General features: G+C 51.5%; 21 protein-coding genes. 19 read left to right on the top strand and 2 right to left on the bottom strand.

Annotation, left to right across the window (positions count from 1 at the left end; translation table 11 throughout):
- Positions 1–282: 282 nt before the first annotated feature.
- The 4 genes from NST44_RS24180 to NST44_RS24165 all read left to right on the top strand — a co-directional run bounded on the left by NST44_RS24180 (position 283) and on the right by NST44_RS24165 (position 3,222).
- Complete coding sequence (locus NST44_RS24180; protein ID WP_321184922.1) at positions 283–825, top strand: RNA polymerase sigma factor; 543 nt, start codon at positions 283–285, stop codon at positions 823–825.
- On the top strand, positions 822–1,637 hold the full coding sequence (locus NST44_RS24175; RefSeq protein WP_007129964.1) for a hypothetical protein: 816 nt from the start codon (positions 822–824) through the stop codon (positions 1,635–1,637). Before NST44_RS24180 ends, NST44_RS24175 begins: the two co-directional genes overlap by 4 nt.
- A gap of 283 nt (positions 1,638–1,920) precedes the next feature.
- Positions 1,921–2,985 (top strand): YeeE/YedE family protein, encoded by a 1,065-nt coding sequence (locus NST44_RS24170; protein WP_034272143.1) that lies wholly within the window; start codon positions 1,921–1,923, stop codon positions 2,983–2,985.
- Between the two features lie 12 nt (positions 2,986–2,997).
- Positions 2,998–3,222, top strand: a complete 225-nt coding sequence (locus NST44_RS24165) for a sulfurtransferase TusA family protein (RefSeq protein WP_007129966.1) — start codon at positions 2,998–3,000, stop codon at positions 3,220–3,222.
- A 205-nt stretch (positions 3,223–3,427) separates the two neighbouring features.
- Here the strand turns inward: NST44_RS24165 and lexA are convergent, their stop codons facing one another.
- Complete coding sequence (lexA, locus tag NST44_RS24160) at positions 3,428–4,054, bottom strand: transcriptional repressor LexA (RefSeq protein WP_007129967.1); 627 nt, start codon at positions 4,052–4,054, stop codon at positions 3,428–3,430.
- A 177-nt stretch (positions 4,055–4,231) separates the two neighbouring features.
- Here lexA and NST44_RS24155 point away from each other — a divergent pair, with 177 nt between their 5' ends.
- The 5 genes from NST44_RS24155 (at position 4,232) to NST44_RS24135 (ending at position 7,338) form a co-directional block, all read left to right on the top strand.
- Entirely contained in the window at positions 4,232–4,603 is a 372-nt protein-coding gene (locus NST44_RS24155; protein WP_007129968.1) for a LysM peptidoglycan-binding domain-containing protein, read from the top strand.
- 273 nt (positions 4,604–4,876) lie between these two features.
- A complete protein-coding gene (locus NST44_RS24150) occupies positions 4,877–5,083 on the top strand; it encodes a DUF896 domain-containing protein (RefSeq protein WP_007129969.1) in 207 nt (68 codons plus the stop codon).
- A gap of 216 nt (positions 5,084–5,299) precedes the next feature.
- Complete coding sequence (locus tag NST44_RS24145) at positions 5,300–5,824, top strand: hypothetical protein (protein ID WP_007129970.1); 525 nt, start codon at positions 5,300–5,302, stop codon at positions 5,822–5,824.
- A 39-nt stretch (positions 5,825–5,863) separates the two neighbouring features.
- Positions 5,864–6,655, top strand: coding sequence for an HAD family hydrolase (locus NST44_RS24140; protein WP_007129971.1), 792 nt, complete (start codon positions 5,864–5,866; stop codon positions 6,653–6,655).
- A gap of 278 nt (positions 6,656–6,933) precedes the next feature.
- A complete protein-coding gene (locus tag NST44_RS24135) occupies positions 6,934–7,338 on the top strand; it encodes a FixH family protein (RefSeq protein ID WP_007129972.1) in 405 nt (134 codons plus the stop codon).
- Positions 7,339–7,446: 108 nt separating this feature from the next.
- Here the strand turns inward: NST44_RS24135 and NST44_RS24130 are convergent, their stop codons facing one another.
- Positions 7,447–7,983: a cupin domain-containing protein gene (locus NST44_RS24130; protein ID WP_007129973.1), complete on the bottom strand. Its 537-nt coding sequence runs from the start codon at positions 7,981–7,983 to the stop codon at positions 7,447–7,449.
- Positions 7,984–8,151: 168 nt separating this feature from the next.
- On the opposite strand from NST44_RS24130, the gene metH reads away from it, so the two are divergent.
- From metH to NST44_RS24080, 10 genes are all read left to right on the top strand, one after another.
- Positions 8,152–11,592: a methionine synthase gene (metH, locus tag NST44_RS24125; RefSeq protein WP_007129974.1), complete on the top strand. Its 3,441-nt coding sequence runs from the start codon at positions 8,152–8,154 to the stop codon at positions 11,590–11,592.
- A gap of 87 nt (positions 11,593–11,679) precedes the next feature.
- Entirely contained in the window at positions 11,680–12,609 is a 930-nt protein-coding gene (rnz, locus tag NST44_RS24120) for a ribonuclease Z (protein WP_007129975.1), read from the top strand.
- A gap of 413 nt (positions 12,610–13,022) precedes the next feature.
- Positions 13,023–13,811 carry a TIGR01457 family HAD-type hydrolase gene (locus NST44_RS24115; protein ID WP_007129976.1) on the top strand — a complete coding sequence of 263 codons (789 nt, stop codon included), beginning with the start codon at positions 13,023–13,025 and terminating at the stop codon, positions 13,809–13,811.
- A 53-nt stretch (positions 13,812–13,864) separates the two neighbouring features.
- The gene (gene mutM / locus NST44_RS24110) at positions 13,865–14,683 is read left to right on the top strand and encodes a DNA-formamidopyrimidine glycosylase (protein ID WP_007129977.1); all 819 of its coding nucleotides are present in this window, start codon (positions 13,865–13,867) and stop codon (positions 14,681–14,683) included.
- The gene (locus tag NST44_RS24105; protein ID WP_007129978.1) at positions 14,673–15,521 is read left to right on the top strand and encodes a deoxyribonuclease IV; all 849 of its coding nucleotides are present in this window, start codon (positions 14,673–14,675) and stop codon (positions 15,519–15,521) included. Before mutM ends, NST44_RS24105 begins: the two co-directional genes overlap by 11 nt.
- Before the next feature lie 18 nt (positions 15,522–15,539).
- Positions 15,540–15,881, top strand: a complete 342-nt coding sequence (locus NST44_RS24100; protein WP_007129979.1) for a cyclic-phosphate processing receiver domain-containing protein — start codon at positions 15,540–15,542, stop codon at positions 15,879–15,881.
- Positions 15,878–16,225 (top strand): thioredoxin family protein, encoded by a 348-nt coding sequence (locus NST44_RS24095; protein WP_007129980.1) that lies wholly within the window; start codon positions 15,878–15,880, stop codon positions 16,223–16,225. The genes NST44_RS24100 and NST44_RS24095 overlap by 4 nt, the downstream gene beginning before the upstream one ends.
- Positions 16,222–16,995, top strand: coding sequence for an ABC transporter ATP-binding protein (locus tag NST44_RS24090; protein WP_028403539.1), 774 nt, complete (start codon positions 16,222–16,224; stop codon positions 16,993–16,995). Before NST44_RS24095 ends, NST44_RS24090 begins: the two co-directional genes overlap by 4 nt.
- A gap of 5 nt (positions 16,996–17,000) precedes the next feature.
- On the top strand, positions 17,001–18,065 hold the full coding sequence (locus NST44_RS24085) for an SAM-dependent methyltransferase (RefSeq protein WP_340900796.1): 1,065 nt from the start codon (positions 17,001–17,003) through the stop codon (positions 18,063–18,065).
- A gap of 155 nt (positions 18,066–18,220) precedes the next feature.
- A complete protein-coding gene (locus NST44_RS24080; RefSeq protein WP_340900794.1) occupies positions 18,221–19,684 on the top strand; it encodes a serine/threonine protein kinase in 1,464 nt (487 codons plus the stop codon).
- Positions 19,685–19,695: the final 11 nt, after the last annotated feature.

The raw sequence follows: 19,695 nt of genomic DNA, 5'->3' as shown, positions 1-19,695 counted from the left end.
GGGCAATTTAATTATTGAGGTTATTTCGAAGGGTGTGCCCCCAAAACACCCCTAGAAAATCTGTTTTCTATGCCTTGTGGCAAATTCAAGCTTGGACGGCATATCCATCCATCTGAGCTCATCAGAACAGGAAAATATTGCTAGAAAATTTGTGAAGATTCTGGGTCGCTCGGAGGATACGGCCTGCACCTGCTAATGACAGTCGTGCTCGCTGCGGGAAGGATAAATTTTTCTTCAATAAAAGGGAACTTTTCGCCCTGAGTTGGACTCTAATTGGATGAGGTGAATCGGTTGGAGTTCGAATACGTCAAGCACATGGCTTCCATGGATACCGACACGTTAGACGCGATCATGGAGCATTACGGCAGTGACATCTGGAATTACGCATACTTTTTGACGGGGCAGCACGCGCTTGCGGACGACATTGCTCAAGAAGTCTTTATCAAAGCTTATTACGGCATACATACCTTTCGCGGACAATCCAGTTTGAAAACTTGGCTGCTTACGATCACGCGGCATACGGCTTTTCGGCACAAGAAGTCATTTTTTCTAAGGCGCGTAACCTTATTGGATCGGATTCAACCGGCAGGGCACAGCATCTCGGCGGAGACGGAGTATCTGGACAGACAATATACGGACGATATCTGGGATATCATCATGGAGCTCCCGGTTAAATTCCGAGAGGTGCTCGTACTGGATCTTCATTATGATATGCCGATTCAACAGATTGCCGAGCTGCTGGGGATTGCGGCCGGAACGGTTAAATCCAGGCTGTATCGGGCTAGGCAAAAAGTACAGAACAAACTGGGGGAGCATCAGATATGAACGAGCATAAACCTGGGTGGTATGAAAGGGCGAAGAATGGGCCGTTTGATGCCGAGTTGTTGCTGCCTGATCTAAAGAGGCGGGTGCATAAGCGTCTGAAGGAGGGGGAGGGCCGGAGTACAAGGACGCTCAAGCGTCGCAGGAATTGGACGGCAGCCATCGCCGGCGTTTTGTTGATTATCGCTATCCTTTGGATGGGGGGAGGAGATCCATTTTCGCCAAAGTCGAAGCCAGAGACGGTTCCGCTGGCGACGGAGGCAGCAAACCGGCAAGCCGGAACGGTTCGTGCGCAAGGGACCGGGCCGGAAGGGAAGCTGCTCGTCGTAGCGGAAGGAAGCGAGGCCGTTCAACGGCTCGGTGCTCCAAGCTGTTTCGGAATTGAAACGGATCTTTCTTTTTCGGGAAGGTATCATGTCATCCACGCAGCTGCAGATGGCAGCGAAACCGAAATCGGAGTGTTGGAAGATCGGACATTTATCCAGCCGAATTCGGAACCGGTTGAAATGATCCGCTTGCCGCTTCAGGATGCGGACGTATTTTTGCTTGCCCCGCAGTATCGGGATTGCCATGCCATCGAAATTTATGCTTTCGCCATGGATCGGGGAACCGGCGAAGCCTTCCCGCTTTCGTTCAAGGAAGGAGTGGGCAGCTTTGTCACTTCCTACTACAAGCCGCTGAGCCAGCCTATGGTAAGAATGAATCGATTGGTGCTGGAATCAACGGAAGGGCCGGGAGGCGAAGGCTCGCCCGATTTTGACGGGGAGCGCGAGTACAGGCTTGATCTCCGGGAGAGAGCCCTTATTCTGGAATGATGTGCAATATATAATGAGCATCCTTCGGGGTGCTTTTTTTAATAACTTTTTTAAACCCGGTTAGCTTTTAGTGCAGATTCCCATGGATATTCAAACTAGAGAACAAAACCCGCATGTGAAACATGCGGTTGATTAAAACGACTAAGAAAATATCGGGATTTGTAACTTTTTTCCTGATCAAAAATCATTGACTCCTTGGATTAGTGTAAGTAAAATCGTATAGTATACAAAGTATATTGAATTAGTCGGATTAATAGATAAGGGGGCATCGAATTTGGCACAAATGATTATCACAGGGTTATTATGCGGTGCTTTACTCGGATTTGTTATGCAGCGGGGTCGCTTTTGTCTGACAGGTGGATTCCGGGACATGTATCTTACAAAAGATAACCGGATGTTCTACGCCTTGCTGATCGCGATCAGCGTACAGAGTATCGGCGTATTCGCATTGATCCAGATGGGACTTATTCAGTTCCAAGCCGGCGAGTTTAACTGGCTGGCTACGATCCTTGGTTCTTTCATATTTGGAATCGGCATTATATTGGCCGGCGGCTGTGCGACAGGAACATGGTATCGGGCAGGGGAAGGGCTTATTGGAAGCTGGATCGCTCTTTTCGGGTACATGGGGATGAGCGCTGTTATGAAATCCGGGGCCCTGTCGCCGGTGAACAACAGCCTCAAAGGAATTTCAACACCAACGAACTCCATTCCGGCCACGTTCGGTTTATCGGTATGGCCATTTATCGCTTTACTTGCTCTGATTACTATTTTTCTTGTCGTCAAGCAGCTGCGCAAGCCAAAAGTGTTTATTCCGTCGCTGCCGCCGAAGCGTAAAGGCCTTAACCATCTATTGTTCGAGAAACGATGGCATCCGTTCGTCACCGCGATTCTCGTCGGATTGGTTGCGCTGTTGGCATGGCCGCTCAGCGAAGCGACAGGCAGAATGTCGGGGCTAGGAATTACCACGCCTTCCGCTAACATTCTTCAGTATCTGGTAACCGGAGATGGCGATAAATATTTGAATTGGGGCGTGTTCCTTGTACTGGGGATATTCCTCGGCTCGTTCATCGCAGCCAAAGGAAGCCGCGAGTTTCGCTTTCGGGCTCCTGATGCCAAGACGGCCGTATCCAGTTTTTCCGGCGGCATTTTGATGGGCTTCGGGGCAAGCTGGGCAGGCGGCTGCTCTATTGGAAACGGTCTGGTCATGACGGCGATGATGACATGGCAAGGATGGGTTTCATTATTCTTCATGATTTTAGGTACGTGGGCAGCTTCTTATTTTGTATATGTGCGACCACGTGCCAGCGCCAAGAAGAAGGCGGCAGTTTATCAAACGACAACGGCTTAGGAGGTTATATTAATGAAACAAAAATTAGCTGTACTTGGAATGGTATGTCCTTTTCCTTTGATAGAAGCGAAAGAAGCGATGGAATCTCTAAAAAGCGGCGACGAACTGGAGATTGATTTTGACTGCACGCAGGCAACGGAAAGCATTCCGCGTTGGGCTGCTGAAGCGGGCCACAAAATTACTAATTTCGTTCAGCTTACGGATGCATCCTGGTCGATTACGGTTCAGAAGAAGTAACGGATCATACTAGGTCGTGACTGAAGTTATCAACGGATAAAAAAATATATATCAAAATGGCCGGTCATTTGTTTGATCGGCCATCCCTATATCAGCCCAACTTGCTAATTTCCTTTCGTCAACGTGGAAATCTCCGCCCGAATAATAAAGCCCGCTCATCCTCTTGTTGAAAGAGGGAGCGGGCTTCTAATGTGTAGATTTTATGCTAGTGAACATCGCGGAACAATCCAATGACTTTGCCGAGGATCGTCACATGATTAAGTCGCAGCGGCTCATAACTAGGGTTCTCCGGCTGCAGCCGGATATGGTCCTTCTCCTTGTAAAAGGTCTTCACCGTTGCTTCGTCCTCTTCGGTCATGGCCACCACAATATCGCCGTTATCGGCGGTCTGCTGTTGACGTACGATCACATAATCGCCGCTGTGGATGCCTGCTTCGATCATACTGTCACCGACGACGGACAACATAAACACCTTGTCGTCCCCGACATAGTGCTGCGGCAGAGGGAAGTAATCTTCGATGTTCTCGGTCGCCGTGATCGGAACACCTGCTGTAACTTTGCCGACCACGGGAACCCGGGCGATGGTGTGGGTAAACAGGTTGCTGCTCTCGGATTCTTCCTGGCCAAGCAGCTCAATGGCTCTTGGCTTCGTAGGGTCGCGGCGGATCAAGCCTTTCTTCTCCAGGCGGTCAAGATGGCCGTGGACCGTTGAACTGGAAGCTAGTCCGACAGCCTCGCCGATTTCCCGGACAGAAGGCGGATAGCCTTTGCTACGAACTTCGTTTCGGATAAACTCTAAGATCGCCAGCTGGCGGCTGGATATTTTCGACATGCCGTATCAACCCCATTTAGTAACGTTTGGGAAAATTATAACATAGAACTGCCGTTCGTACAAACATAAGTTCTAAAATTATTGGAACAAATGTTCGATTGGGTATTGAAACAAACAGGTGTTCGTGTTATTATCGATTTGTAGTTAAGAGAACACTTGTTTGGGGGATGATATTTCATGTTGAAATATAGTACATACCGCAGCATTTATGAGAACATACCGACAGAGACGGATTCCGACTCCGAAGCCTGGATCCATCAGATAAAGTCAAAGATCGTTTCACTTCCATTAACGAAACTGCTGATCATTCTGCTCATCGTTGTATTCGGTTGGACAGGCGCATATTCCGTGTTCGCAGGAGGAACGGAAGAACCCACCGGAGAGAAGCTAGTTATTGTTCAATCGGGTGACTCCTTGTGGAAGATCGCTTCCGTTCATAAGCCAGAGAATGTGGACATACGGGTATATATCGATACCATTCGCAGAAATAACGGGCTGAAGGGTCCGGATATTCAGGCAGGCGACGTATTGTCATTGCCGGTATGGTAAGCGTCCATGCAGGTAACGGCACTCTTAGTCGTTCGGTTTAGATCTTAATATATAGTAGGAAGTGAAATTCGCCATTTCACAGATCGATGAGGTCGTATTTGAAATCTACTATATAATGATTGAATTTGTCGCACTCTTTATGATATAGATCATGACATTCATTCCTTAATATGTTTATATTCGCTGAATGCAAGAGCTTGCAAGGGTGGTCGCCTTGACAAGCTCTTTTTCACATGGTTAAGTTATAATGATATTTGAAATGGAGGAGAAACCATGGACATCGATACTTTGGTAGAACGCATCAATCTATTGGCACGTAAGCAGAAAAGCGAGGGTTTGACCGAAGAGGAAATGAAGGAACGCGCAGAGCTTCGGGAAATCTACCTTAACAATATCCGCAGAAACTTCAGACAGCAGCTGGAATCGATCGAGTGGGTCGATGAGAACGAGCAAAAAGGCGGCCCCCGTCTGAAGCACTAGGTTTTGTCGATACATCCTGAAGGACTCATTAGGGCTTCAAATGATGTTTTATTATCAAGCCGGGATGCTGCATGAACGAAGCACTGCTGCTTCCCGGATATAAATGAGTTGAGTTTAAGAAAACGATGCAGGCAAGGGAGTATATTGCCATAACATCCATTCATTTATTCAACTTTTATAGATAGCACAGGCGATATCAGATTTGGGAGGAACGATATGTCAAGATCTTGGGAACGAAAAGTCAGCAAAAATATGCAACAACTGAACAAAAAACGGAAGAAGCAGGGAATGTCCACCTATCAGGGATCTGCCATTTCCGATACAATGGACGTGTTTAAGGGACGGAAATATGTGCTGCCGATCGTATTGCTTGCCCTTGCGGCTCTTTATGCGCTTCTCGGCTCCGCGGCAGCTAAAGCGACGGGCGATAGCAATGGGGTCCTGAACTGGGTCGGTGTCGGCTTGTACATTCTGCTTGCATTGATGATTTTCCTGCGCAAGCCTTATCTGAAGATCGAACGCGCATCCGTGTCCACCATGAAGTTTAATCGGGAGCGAAGATTGGCCGCTTCGGAGATCGAGAAGATTAAAATTGCTTCTGGCTCTGTCGTCATACAAGGCAAGGGGAAAGCAGGCAACTGGGTGTTTTCGCGTATGATCAATTTGTACGACACTCAGGCGATGGGAGAACGGCTTGAAGAGTTCGCGAAGGCCCATCATATTCCGGTAGAACATCATTAATATATATAGCGCCTAAACGAACAAAGGGAGAGGGAGAACATGCCGATTACTGCCGTATTGTTTGACTTGGATGATACGTTGTTGTGGGATGAACGAAGTGTGGAAGAAGCTTTTGAAGTGACAGCCGAAGCAGGTGCCGCTGCAGCTGGGGTTGATGCCAAGGAGTTGCTGAATGCGGTACGGGAAGAAGCAAGATCGCTGTACGCATCCTATGACACCTTTGCATTTACCCAGATGATCGGGATCAATCCATTCGAAGGGCTGTGGGCGAATTTTACGGCTGGGTCGCAGCCGGAATTCCGGAAATTGCAGGAGCTCGCACCGATGTATCGGAAGGAATCCTGGCGTCGCGGTCTTGCTCGTGTTGGCGTTGAGAATGAAAGCCTTGCCGAAACGCTGGCGGAGCGGTTTGCGTCAGAGCGCAGATCCAGACCCTATGTGTATGAAGAAACATTCGACGTGCTGAAGGAGCTGCAAGGAAAGGTGCAGCTGCTGCTGCTCACAAACGGCAGCCCTGATCTTCAGCAGGAAAAGCTTGATGGTGTTCCCGAGCTGGTTCCTTATTTCGATCACATTGTCATTTCAGGCGACTTCGGCAAAGGCAAGCCGGATGTGTCGATCTTCCAGCATGCGCTTGAACTGCTTGGCGCGAAGCCTGGAGAGGCTGTCATGGTCGGCGATAAGCTGACGACGGATATCAAGGGAGGCAATGCGGCCGGACTGCATACCGTTTGGATTAATCGGGTAGATCGGCCCAAGGATCCGGCCATTGTTCCGGAATTTGAGATTAAGCATCTGTCCGAGCTACACGCCATCCTGGCTGCGCTTTAAAAACGAAAATGTCAATCGATACGTCCGAAGAAGCAAATCGTTAGTGACGAGTACATATGGCACAGCCTGGACGCGGTAATCGCGAATCCGGGCTGTTTTTCTATCGAGATCTTGTCATCACGACCCGTTAAATCCCTGTGAGAAACGTCACACAATTGTAAGCTTCGTGAGATCGAAAAAAAAGGTTCTTGGGATATAATGATGGTGAGCAGATTCTGTAAGATCCGGACCATGGCGTGCAGCATACATAGGCACGATATTGTAAAGAGGTGTAGTGCATGACAAGAAGAAAGATAGCATTGATCGCGGCGATGGTATTGATGGCAGTCGCCCTTGCAGCATGTAACGAAAGTAAGGCCGATATTGATGAAGACACGCTCGCCGAGCCGATTATCGTCGATCTGACGATAAACCCGGAAACGGTTGCAGCAGGGGAGAAGGTTTTTATTGAGGCGAAGGTCACGCAGGCCGGTCAGCCTGTGGAAGACGCGGATTCGGTTGAGATCGAAGTCACCCAGGAAGGCGGAGGCTTGTCGGCAACGGTGCCGATCGAGCATGACCAGGGAGGAATATACAAGCTGGAGAAAACCTTCGACCAGCCTGGGACCTACCGCATCATATCTCATGTAACCGCGAGAGGACAGCATTCCATGCCGCTTAAGGAGCTAACGGTAACGGAATAAACGATCGGAACATTTCAAAAAGGCAGCACCGGTACGCCGTTTTCGGGTCCGTGGGCTGCCTTTTCGTATGGAAGCATTAAAAAGCGTTCATCCATCAAGCGCTGTCGATTATTGGAATTGCGGATCCGCCACCGGTGTAGCAATCCAGCCATTCTCTTCAATAAAGAGACGTACGGCCACAATTTGCTTGTTGTCCATCAGCGTGAAGAAGTGAGGCGTATTTTCCGGAACGGAAATGACATCGCCCGGCTCAAGCTCCACATTGAAATAACCTACGTCCTCGGAGCCTTTGATAATGAAAATACCTTTACCGCCTACAATCGCCCGGATTTCATCCTCGGAGTGCGTGTGTACCTCTTCGAATTTTTGGAGCAGATCCTCAAGATTCGGAGTGGATTCGGAGAGCGTGATGATATCCCAAATTTTGTAGCCGCGTCTAGCAGCCAGGTCACGAATTTCAGGATCGAATGCGTCGAGAATACGCTGCTTATCCTCATCGCTTAGCTGAAATTTCTCTTGAAGATCAGCCGGGAACTTATCCATATTCCAATGCTCGTACAGCACTTCTTGTTTTTTCAGGAATTCACGAACATTTTCTTCCCCGCTAATGCGTTCGTTCGTATTACGAATCACGATTTCTGCCATAGGTCTAACCCTCTTTCTCCAGTTGGTTTAATATGTATTATAGACGCGTCACCGCGTTTTGTCATCTGTAAATCATGAATAATACGCGCTGTGGCGCATATTTCGCCTTTTCTATTGAAAAGGATTCTGATACACTAAGATTTAACGTTTTCCGGGGAGGTTTATGAGTTGAACAAGCCTAGCTTACAGGAAGTACTGAAAGAACGAATATTAATCCTTGACGGTGCCATGGGTACGATGATCCAGCGAGAGGACCTCACGGCTGACGATTTCGGCGGCGCCGAACTGGAAGGATGCAATGAAACACTCGTCATTTACCGGCCGGATGTCATCCAGAACATTCATGAGCAGTATCTGGCTGCAGGTGCCGATTTGATCGAAACCAATACCTTTGGCGCAACGTCGGTTGTGCTGGCGGAATACGATATACCTCAGCTTGCCCGGGAAATCAACTTGGAGGCTGCACGGCTGGCTCGGGCCGCTGCCGATAAATATTCGACGCCCGAGCAGCCGCGTTATGTTGTCGGGGCAATGGGACCTACGACAAAGACGCTGTCCGTAACGGGAGGCGTAACCTTCGCGGAGCTGATCGCAAGCTATGAAGAGCAAGCGATTGCGTTAATCGAGGGCAAGGTGGATGCCCTTCTCCTGGAAACATCGCAGGATACGCTTAATGTGAAGGCAGGCAGCATTGGAATTCGCCAAGCTTTTGAGAAGACGGGCATTACGCTGCCGATCATGATTTCCGGAACGATTGAGCCGATGGGCACCACGCTCGCCGGACAGAATATAGAAGCTTTCTATATATCACTTGAGCACTTAAATCCGATCTCGATCGGTTTGAACTGCGCGACAGGACCGGAGTTCATGCGGGACCATATCCGTTCCCTGTCCGAAATGTCCCGCAGCGCCATCAGCTGCTACCCGAATGCCGGTTTACCGGATGAGAATGGCCAGTATCACGAATCCCCTGAGTCGCTGGCACAAAAAATGGCCGCATTTGCGGAAAAGGGATGGCTGAACATCGCCGGAGGCTGCTGCGGAACGACGCCGGAGCATATTAGCGCGCTTAAAGACGCCATGAGCCGGTTTAACCCGCGCCCGCTGACGGGGACGCATCTGCCGGCGTTGTCGGGCATTGAGCCGGTGTACATTGAGCAGGACAACCGTCCTTATATGGTGGGCGAGCGCACTAACGTGCTGGGCTCCCGCAAATTCAAGCGCTTGATCGTGGAAGGGAAATACGAAGAGGCTTCCGAAATAGCAAGGGCGCAGGTTAAGAACGGTGCGCATATTATCGATATTTGCGTGCAGGATCCCGACCGCGAGGAAGCGGAGGATATGGTTAAATTTTTGGAACTGGTCGCCAAAAAGGTCAAGGTTCCACTCATGATCGATACGACGGATCCGGCGGTCATTGATATCGCGCTGCAATATTCTCAGGGCAAGGCGATTATTAACTCCATTAACCTTGAAGATGGTGAAGAAAAATTCGAAAAGGTCATTCCACTGGTCCATAAATACGGAGCCGCGGTCGTTGTTGGAACGATCGATGAGAAGGGTCAAGCGATTACCCGCGAGGACAAGCTGAAGGTTGCGAAGCGTTCGTATGACCTGCTCGTTCATAAATACGGCGTTTCGCCGGAGGATATTATTTTCGATACGCTGGTATTTCCGGTAGGAACAGGGGATGAGCAGTACATCGGATCCGCGAAGGAGACCATTGAAGGGATTCGGCTTATTAAAGAAGCGATGCCGAAGGTCCATACGATTCTTGGAATCAGCAACGTCTCTTTTGGCTTGCCGGAGGCTGGACGCGAGGTGCTGAACTCGGTATATTTATATGAATGCACCAAGGCAGGTCTTGACTACGCGATTGTCAATACCGAGAAGCTTGAGCGTTATGCGTCGATACCCGAGGAAGAGCGGAAGCTTGCGGAGGATCTGATTTATCGCACCAACGATGAGACGCTGGCGGCATTTGTTGCGGCTTTCCGGGATAAAAAGGTGGAGAAGAAAGAGAAAGTCTCCAATCTAAGCCTGGAGGAGCGCCTTGCTTCCTATGTTGTTGAAGGCTCCAAGGAAGGCTTGATTCCCGATCTCAATGAAGCGCTGAAGAAATACGGACCGCTGGACATTATCAACGGCCCGTTGATGGCGGGAATGACCGAGGTTGGCCGCCTGTTTAACAATAATGAGCTGATCGTAGCCGAGGTGCTCCAAAGCGCTGAAGTTATGAAAGCATCGGTCGCCCATCTCGAGCCTTTTATGGAAAAAAATGAGACGTCGGTCAAAGGGAAGATCATGCTGGCGACGGTGAAGGGCGATGTCCATGACATCGGCAAAAACCTGGTCGAGATCATCCTCTCCAACAATGGTTATGAAATTGTGAATTTGGGTATAAAAGTACCACCGGAGCAAATTATCGAGGCATATCGGCGCGAAAAGCCCGATGCGATCGGGTTGTCCGGACTGCTTGTAAAGTCCGCTCAACAAATGGTCCTAACCGCGCAGGATTTGAAAAACGCTGGCATCGACGTGCCGATCATGGTAGGCGGAGCGGCGTTGACGCGAAAATTCACGAAAACGCGTATTCGTCCCGAATATGACGGCATGGTGCTGTATGCAAAGGACGCGATGGAAGGTCTGGATCTGGCAAACAAGCTGAGCGACCCGCAGCAGCGGGCCGAAATGGCCAAGGATATCGAGGCCGAGATGGAGGCGGATGCCGCCGCCCCGCAGGCCGTTAAGGTTATGCCGAAGCTTTCCCAAGGGCTCCGTTCCAAAATATCAACCGAGGCGCCGGTGTATATCCCGCCGGATATGGAGCGCCATGTGCTCCGCAATTATCCGATATCGCATATTTTGCCGTATATCAACATGCAGATGCTGTTAGGACATCACCTCGGTTTAAAAGGGTCTGTTGAGCAGCTGCTGAAGGCGAATGATCCGAAGGCGGTCTCGCTGAAGGAAACGGTTGACGGAATCCTGAATGAAGCGATCCGATCGGGGATCATTCAAGCGCATGCCATGTACCGCTTCTTCCCGGCACAGGGGAGAGGCAACGACATCATCATCTATGATCCGTCGGATCATTCAAAGATTCTGCATACGTTCACGTTCCCGAGGCAGCAGGTCGAGCCTTATCTATGCTTGGCGGATTTCTTGAAGCCTGTGGACAGCGGCATTATGGACTACGTGGGCTTTCTGGTGGTCACGGCGGGTCATGGTGTCGGCAAGCTGTCCAGCCAATGGAAGGACAAGGGAGATTATCTGCGCTCCCATGCGCTTCAAGCCGTCGCGCTGGAGACAGCCGAGGGGCTTGCCGAGCGGGTCCATCATATGATGCGGGACACGTGGGGCTTCCCGGATCCGGCGGACATGACCATGAAGCAGCGTCTTGGTGCGCGATATCAGGGAATTCGGGTATCGTTTGGGTATCCGGCTTGTCCGGATCTGGAAGATCAAGAGCCGTTGTTCCGCTTAATGCAGCCTGAGGATATCGGCGTGGCGCTGACGGAAGGATTCATGATGGAGCCGGAAGCGTCCGTATCCGCAATGGTATTCAGTCATCCTGAGGCCCATTATTTTAATGTAGATAAAGCTTAACTTGACTATACCGGTGCATCCGGTTCGAAATCCTCCGACCGTTTCGGAGGATTTCTCCGGTTTGCGACCGAAAGGGAGTAGAGAGGGATGGAACTGTATTTTTTGGGAACCAATGCCGGCGTTCCTTCACTCCAGCGCAATGTTACGTCCATTGCCCTGCGTCTCCTTGAGGAACGCAGAAGCTTATGGCTGTTTGATTGCGGGGAAGGAACGCAGCATCAAATATTGAAATCCCCTCTCAAGCTGTCCAAGCTTGAAAAGGTATTCATTACACATATGCATGGGGATCATGTCTTTGGATTGCCCGGATTGCTTTCAAGCCGAGGAGCACAGGGGGTAACCGCACCCCTGACGATCTACGGTCCTCCGGGAATCAAATCGTTCATCGAAACGTCGCTCTCGATCAGCCAATCCCGTGTGCCGTATACAATGGAAATCATCGAGCACACCGGCGGAATTATTTTTGAAGACAAGTACTTCCGCGTGGAGGCCGCAGGGCTTGATCACCGAGCGGACAGCTATGGCTACCGGGTCGTGGAGAAGGATCTGCCCGGAAGCCTCGATCCCAAACGGCTGGAGGCCTATGGTTTGAAGCCGGGTCCGCAATACGGGAAGCTGAAACGAGGCGAAAGCGTAGAGCTAGGGGACGGAAGATGGATTCATCCCGCGGATGTGCTGCTTGCACCCAAGAAGGGTAGAGTTGTGACGATTCTCGGAGATACGCGTCCTTGCCCTGGAGTAGAGGTGCTCGCGAAAGATGCGGACATCCTTGTCCATGAGGCGACCTTTATGGAGGATTTGGCCGAGTTGGCTCATGAGTACTACCATAGTACGGCCAAGCAAGCGGCAGAAGCAGCGGTGCGGGCCGGCGTGAAGTCGCTGTTTTTAACGCATTTCAGCTCAAGGTATAAAGACGTGGAGCATTTGCAGCCGCTGCTGCAAGAAGCGAAGGATGTATTTGAGAATACACGGCTCGCCGAGGATTTCGGCCTGTACCCGGTGCAGCGCAGCACCTAAGCAGGCATTTCCCCAGGAAATGAAGCATTATTTTCCGGGAAAGCGCAGAATATGACAAAGCGATTGCAGAAACGATCAAGCACGGACAGCCTTCGATTTCTTTCGACCGCCCTAGAAGCGGAAGCGAAAAAAACGAAGGCTGGTTTCGTCAAACCCTTGTCGTCTATACATCGTCCATGAGGACGGAAAGGACTCGAACGGAGGATTCCTTGCAACAGGCTGTCCCCTTCTTTACAATGGTACTAGGCTGTTTCAGGATAGCGCGAAGGACAGGACGGAATCCTGCGGGTTCGGCCCAGCTATACATAATCTCATTAAGATTCGAAGAAGCTGACCTTATACGAAATGCCAACGCTTTACGATATGAATCATTCATCGGATGAAAGACAGGAATAAAGAAGGTGCATACATCAATGGAACAACCGAAAGGGATTCTGATTGATTTGGATGGAACCCTATATCATGGAAAGATGCGAATCGAAGGGGCGGATCGACTGATCCTCCGTTTGAAGGAAAGAGGCATTCCGTACTTGTTCGTAACGAATAACTCGTCTAAAACCCCGGAGCAGGTAGCAGCCCATCTTCGGGATATGGGCATACCCGCTTTACCGGAGGAGGTCTGTACCTCATCGCTAGCGGCTGCGAAGCATATTGCGGAGGAGACGCCGGGGGCGAGAGTTGCGATGCTGGGTGAGGAAGGGCTTCGGCAAGCACTGCTCGAGCAGGGGCTTCACATCGTTGAGGAATCGCCGCAGTATGTCGTTCAAGGGATCGATCGTTCGTTTGATTATAACGCGCTTGCCCGGGCCGTTCGCTGGATTCAGGAAGGTGCCGCGTCGGTATTGACCAACCCGGATTTGCTCCTTCCATCCGACGCCGGGCTGATGCCGGGAGCGGGATCGCTTGGAGCGGCCGTGGAAGCGGCGTCCGGTGTGAAGCCGCTGGTCATCGGCAAGCCTTCATCGATTCTGATGAAATTCGCCGCGGATCGTCTCGGGGTTCAGACCGAGGATATTTACGTGGTTGGAGATAATATACGCACGGATATTGCCGCAGGCGTCCACGCCGGATGCAAAACGGTACTTGTGTTAACAGGAATTACGACGGATCAAAATATGCAGTCTCATATCGACGCCGCCGGTGTTTCGCCGGAATATATTTGCCGGGATTTAGATGAAGCGGCCCGGCTGCTGTGTCCGTAGGTAACCTTATTGAATTAGCTGATGATGCTGATGGACGAAAGGGAAGATGAATCATGCCTGAACTGCCGGAAATGGAAAATTACCGAAGATTATTGACTCAGACGATCGTTAATATTCCGATCACGAATGTCGTCGTGAACCGGGAGAAATCGCTCAATGTAACGATGGAGCAATTTACGGAGGCCCTCATGGGAAGCAGGGTTATTTTTGTGGAACGAAGAGGCAAGCATCTCGTGTTTCACCTCAATAATGGTGGCCGTCTGCTGCTGCATCTCATGCTGGGCGGCATGCTGTATTTAGGACGGAAGGATGAGGAGCGCCCATCGCGTTCTACACAGGTTGAGATCACTTTTGGAGACCAGATATTGTATTTCATCGGACTCCGCCTCGGCTATTTGCATTTTCTGACGGCAAGAGAGACCGATGAGGCGCTGAAGCATCTCGGGCCGGAGCTGATGGATCGCCGGATGAACAAAGCTCGCTTTGTCGAGCTGATCGGCAAGCGCCGGGGTGCGCTGAAGAGCACCATGGTCAATCAGCAGGTGATGGCTGGAATCGGCAATTGCTATGCGGACGAAATCGCCTTTGATGCCCGGATTCATCCGCTCTCGAAAATCCAAGACCTGTCTGCAGAGGCGCTGGAGCAGCTGTATGACAGTACGGTTAAGGTGATGACGGAAGCGACGGACGGAGGGGGCTACATGGAAATGCCGTTTCAAGCCGGCGACGCCTTGACCGGATCTTACAATGACAGGTGCAAGGTATATGACCGTGAAGGAGAGCCCTGCGTCCGTTGCGGGACACCGATTATAAAAACGGAGCATACCGGGCGGAAGGTATTCTTCTGTCCGAATTGCCAGCATGAAACCTAAGCTGCGGATCGGAAGCCATGTCAGTACCCGGGGCGGGTTTCTGGCCGCCGCCCAGCATGCCCTTTCCCTGGGATCGCTGTCGTATCAGTATTTTCCGAAAAATCCGCGCAGCCTGCACTTAAAAGCACCTGATTTTACGAATGCCGCTGCATGCGCAAAATTTTGCCGCGAGCAAAATTTGGTCTCGATCGCCCATACGCCGTACCCGACGAACATGGCGACGGGGTTCACGCGCGGTGAAGAGCATTACAGGCTGACGGTGGATTCTCTCAAGAACGACCTGGTAATCGCAGAAGCCTGCGGATCCCTTGGCATCGTCGTTCATTTCGGGCACCTCAAGAGCGATAATCCGCTGGCAGGGTATCAGAATATTATCCAATGCTTGAACGACGTGCTGGCGGATTGGAAGGGACAGACCAAGCTCCTAATTGAGAATCAGGCAGGCGATCATGGTCCCATGGGCATAACGCTGGAGGAGTGCGTGAAGATTAGGCAGCTTGCGAAATACCCTGAAAAAATAGGCTTTTGTCTCGATACCTGCCACTTGTTCGCCGCAGGGGGCTGGGATCCATCCAATACGGAGGAGCTGCTTGCCAGAGGACGCTCGCTGCAGTATTGGGAGCATCTGATTGCAGTGCACCTTAATGATTCAAAATACGGTGCCGGCTCCAGGAAAGACCGCCATGCCCGGATCGGTCAAGGGAAGATCGGTGCGGACGCGCTGAAACAGCTTGCGCTGGCGCCTGAAATTGCCGGCAAGGCACTTGTTCTGGAAAGCGAAAAAGGACCGGACGGTACGCATCGGGAAGATATCGCCACGGTATTGTCCTGGTCTTAAATCAAGGGAGAGTAGGCAATGAAGATCCATCTATATTTGGATGACTGGCGCCCCCATCCGAAAGGATTTGCTTTGGCGCGAAACGGGGAAGAATGTCTGATGATGCTCCGCGAATGTGAAGTGGACGTGCTGTCTCTGGATTATGAGCTGGGACACGATCAGATGAACGGTGGTGACGTGGTGGCGGCCATGATCGCTGAGAAGCTGCGCGCAAAAGAAATATACCTCCATACATCGAGTCCATACGGCCGCCGCAAAATGTACGAAATGCTCTATGAGCATATGCCGGAGGATGTCCGTGTCCATAATGGACCGATGCCGGAAGCGCTGATCCGCGAGATCGCCGAGGGAACGAGATGAAGGCAGTGACGGAGCGGGAATTGCTGGATCGGCTGGAGTGGCTCGAGAGGCTTGCCGGCAGAAAGATGGAAGGCGAGCCGGTCGTAGTCTTTCTGCACACGCCATTCTGCGGTACGTGCGCGGCAGCCCGCAAAATGCTCCATATCGTGGAGCATATTCTCCCGGACGTGGAGATTTTGGAGGCCGATGTCAACTTCCTTCCTGCGGTTGTAAACCGGTATCAGATTCGAAGCGTGCCTGCCTTGATGACGGCCGGCAGCACGCCGAATAAGGAGCCAGAAGTGCTGTACCGGATGGGATCGGTCGAGGATATTTTGAACTTTGTCAGGAGGGTGAAGCCATGATCAAGATGCAGCATGTATCTCTGGTTCGCGGAGAACGCCAAATCCTGCATGATGTTTCGTTGACGGTGCGGCCGGGAGAGCATTGGGTTATTCTGGGGAGGAACGGCTCCGGAAAAACGACGCTCCTCGAGCTGATGACCGGCTATCAGTTTCCCAGCAGCGGTAGGATTGAGGTGCTCGGGAATGTGTATGGTCAATGCGACGTCCGGGAGGTCCGCAAGGAAATCGGCTATATCAGCCAATCGTTAATGGAGAAGCTGACGCTGCATGATCCGGTATGGGAGGTTGTGTCCACAGGCGCCTATGCGTTCTTGCGGTTTTATCAGGAAATCCCGGCAGATGTCCGCGGTAAGGCTTACGCTCTGCTAGAGGAGATGGGCTTTGGACACCTGGCCGAACAGCCGCTTGGCACCTTATCTCAAGGGGAACGGAAAAAGGTGATGCTGGCACGTGCCTTAATGCATGACCCGAAGCTTTTAATTTTGGATGAGCCTTGTGCCGGCCTGGATCTGTACGAGCGCGAGCTAATGCTGGAGGAGATTGGCCGATTAGGAAAACGGGACGTTGCCGTCATTTACGTAACCCATCATATTGAGGAGATTGTCCCGTTATTCACCCATGTAGCGCTAATTAAGGAAGGACGGCTTGAAGGATCCGGCCTGAAGGAAGACGTATTGAACAGCGAACTTATTAAACAAACTTATGATATCGACGCCCGGCTGGAATGGGAAAGCGGTCGTCCCTGGATCAAAGTTATTTCTGGAGGTTAATCCGATTGGACGAATGGAATGTGAATGATGAGCGGGAGCAGCAACAGGATTTCCACAGCAAGCTGGTATGCACGGCGAATCACGGTTTCGCCCCCTATGCCCAAGAGGAGCTGCGCCGGATGTTCGGCAGCTTGAAAAGCTCCGTGTTAATACCCGGCGAAGTATTTCTCGTTACATTGGCAAGATCCGTAGAAGAGGCGGTGAGGATGATTCAATCCCAGCCTCCAATATTTCTGAGGCATCTGTTTCCAGTGAATGTTGAGCTGCCTGCCGGTCAAGCGGAAGAAGCGCTTAACGAGGCGGAGCGGTATTTGCTGAATCGCGATGAGATTGGCAGGAGCCGGGTTGCGATCCAGATCCGGAAGAGTGAAAATAGCTCATGGACGGATAGTCCGGGGGCGTTACGCGATATGCTGCAAAGCCGATTGTCAGCGCTTGAGCTTGAATTTACCGTACAGGAGCCGAAGTGGATCATCTCAATCTTTGCCGATGAAGAAACCTGGTATTTGGGCGTATCGAAACCCGAGGACAATTTGTCCGACTGGAACGGAGGTGCTGTTCGCTTCCAACGCGAGGAGGGTCAGATCTCCAGAGCAAAGTTTAAGCTTCTCGAAGCCGAAAAGCAGTTCGGGATTCCTTTCCGCAGCTTCCGCCGAGCATTGGATATCGGTGCAGCCCCCGGCGGTTGGACCTCGTTTTTACTGGAGCAAGGCTTGGAGGTGACGGCTGTGGATCCGGCGCGCATGCACCCTTCCTTAGAGGGGAACCGGATGCTTCGGGTCATTCATAAAAATGCGGCGGACGTATCCTTTAAGGAGCAGGAGTTCGATCTGTTGGTCTGCGATATGAGCTGGAGTCCGAAGCAAATGGCCAGATTGGTGACAGGCCTGCTGTACAGTCTTCAAACTGGAGGGACGGCCGTCATTACCGTCAAGCTCCTGACCAAGAAGCCAATGGCGCTCATTAAGGAGATTATCGCGGTATTTGAGGAAGCCCGGATGCAGATTCAGGGTGCGAAGCAGCTGTTCCACAACCGGGATGAGATCACGCTCTATATGATTAAGTATTAAAAAAGTCTTTACAAATGAGACCAACCTGGTCTATAATGATTCCAAAATTAACCAAACAACCAAAGGGAAAGCATCCCGTTTCGTATCGATTATCGATACGACGGCGTGCCTTCCCTTTTTTTGTTGCCTATGCAGGGCGAAGGAGTGGACGAAGAATGACGCATGCTTCGAGATTGGTGCACGGCGAAGTGCTGGGCGGACGCTATGCGATTGATCGCGTTATCGGCCAAGGAGGCATGAGCTGTGTATATTTGGCGGAAGATTTGAAGCTCCCAGGAAAACGATGGGCGGTGAAGGAAAGCCAGTCCGAGCCGGCCATGCAGCGCACGGTCGAGGAGGAAGCTCGGCTGCTGGTCAAGCTCAACCATCCCCGCCTGCCGCGGATCGTCGATTTTTTTCGTACTGAAGACACCGGTTGCACCTATTTGGTGATGGATTATATTGACGGTGTAACCTTGGAGAAGTATTTCCGGGAGCGGCGGGCGGATGTCCCGCCCGAGTTTATCATGTCCCTTGCGGATCAGCTGCTGGAAGTCTTGGCTTATTTGCACAGCCATGAGCCGCAGGTCATATTCAGGGACTTAAAGCCATCGAACATTATGTTGACGAGAATGCTGGAGGTCCGATTGATTGACTTCGGGATCGCCCGTAGCTATAAGTCGGCCGGAAGCGAGGATACCGTTAAGCTCGGCACGGTCGGGTTTGCGGCACCGGAGCAGTATGGGGGGAGGCAAAGTGATGCGAGATCAGACTTATACGGTCTAGGCGCATTGCTGCTGTACCTTGCGACTGCAGGCCGATTCAGCGAATGGATCACCGGCGTGGAGCGGCATATTCGGGGAGACTTGCCGAGAGAAATGGTGCCGGTGATCCGAAAGCTGCTGCAGTATGCGCCCGAGCAGCGGTACCAGTCGACAGACGAGGTTCGCAAAGCGTTATTCCGCCAGCGAACGTTTGCGGCCGTTCAGGAGCCCAGCCCGGGGTCTGCAGCCGGAACGCTGGTTGCGGCGGTTCTAGGCGCGTCGCCGGGAGTTGGCACGACGCATACCTGCATCGCACTTGGACATTTCCTGGCAACGAAATACGGTAAAGTCGCAGTCGTAGAGATGAGTGTTAAAGCCAATGCCTTCAGCCGCATTCAGGACATTGCCGAAGGGGGGCAGGGAGGGACTAGCCGAACGTTTGAGCTGAACGGCATAGATTTCTGGCGACAAACCTCCAGGGGCGAAGTGATCCGAGTGCTCGGAGGGTGCTATGAGGCGGTCGTGCTGGACTTGGGAGCCTACCGAGATAGCGAGCGGCTGGAGGAATTTCTTCGCGCGGATTTGCCGATCGTAATCGGCTCGGGGGCGGAGTGGAGGCAGCATGACTTAGTGACCTTGGCCCGGATGCTGTCCAGACATCCTCAGCCGCATCGGATCTACGCGCTGCCGCTTGCAGGTGCGGATTCCGTTCAGCGGGTGAAGCGTGCGCTCGAAACGGAGAAGGTGGTCGGGCTTCCGCTACAGCTGGACCCTTTCGAAATGCTGGAGGATAGCGAGCGTACATACGCCGGAATTTGCCGGGATTTTATACCAACAACCGGGCGGAAACGCAAATTTCTCTTCCGCAAGAAATGACCGGATTATCG

Origin of the sequence: Paenibacillus sp. FSL W8-0919 (genome assembly GCF_038003785.1) — a bacterium.
Taxonomy (GTDB): domain Bacteria; phylum Bacillota; class Bacilli; order Paenibacillales; family Paenibacillaceae; genus Paenibacillus_AQ; species Paenibacillus_AQ lactis.
This window is presented reverse-complemented; position numbering and strand designations above follow the sequence as displayed.